This is a genomic window from Floricoccus penangensis, from assembly GCF_001832885.1.
GTDB lineage: Bacteria > Bacillota > Bacilli > Lactobacillales > Streptococcaceae > Floricoccus > Floricoccus penangensis.
The window spans coordinates 1-892 of record NZ_MKIQ01000024.1; the positions used below are offsets into that span (position 1 = coordinate 1).

The following is an 892-nucleotide window of genomic DNA, read 5'->3' on the forward strand; positions in this document are numbered from 1 at the left end:
AATTTAATTTCTTGTTTTGTTGATATTTGTTTTTTTGAAATACTTATTGATTGAAACAAATTTGTATTTTTTTCAATACTATTCACTAATGATTTTTTGTTTTCTCTTTCTGTGGAAGTTACTGCTGAACTATCAGTAATAGAAATTAAATCATCATTTTTATTCCCATCATATACTGAAGATGAACTTGTATCTGTACCTTGGTTATCTGAATTTGAAATAAGTTCAGTGGGATTCGTCTCACTAGTATTCATTGTTGATGAATTATCAGTTATAGCTTGTTCGCTACTTGAAGTTATCGTATTTTGATTGATGACTTCATCTTTTACTAACGCATATGCACTATTCCTTGAAAAACATAGCACTACTAATAATATAAAATATATATATTTTGGATACCTTTTCATAAATTCTCCTTAAAATTTTAAAACTCCAAAAAGGCAGATTATCCATCTGCCAATATATTTAGTAACCACCACCTAAAATGCCGTAATATTCCTCGAGTGATTTACCAGAATTATAAATGCTTGTAGCTTTATTACCAACATATCTTAAATGCCATGGTTCATATTGGTACCCCGTGATGTACTCCTTACCTCTAGGATATCTAACTATGAAGCCATATTTATGTGCATTTTGAGCAATCCAGGTTGCCTCATTATTAGATTCAATCAGAGCACCATTCCAGTTTATCAAGTCAAAAACTAAACCAGTTTGATGTTCTGAGTGACCTGGACGAGCAGAATATGTATCAGCTAAATATCTTCCATCCCTATTTACGTAACTCTGATATAATTGGGATTGAACACCATAGCTTCTATAACCACTATATGAGTTAGACACATTATAACCCCTATTTTGCATATCAGAAATCATTCTTCGTATAGCTCTT

General features: G+C 31.1%; 2 protein-coding genes. Both read right to left on the reverse strand.

The window, feature by feature from the left end; translation table 11 throughout:
- On the reverse strand, positions 1-407 hold a 407-nt coding region (locus tag BG262_RS03950), incomplete at its 3' end, for a hypothetical protein (protein ID WP_143602652.1).
- Positions 408-465: 58 nt separating this feature from the next.
- Positions 466-892, reverse strand: a 427-nt coding sequence (locus tag BG262_RS03955; RefSeq protein ID WP_143602654.1) for a M15 family metallopeptidase, incomplete at its 5' end; no start/stop codon positions are given.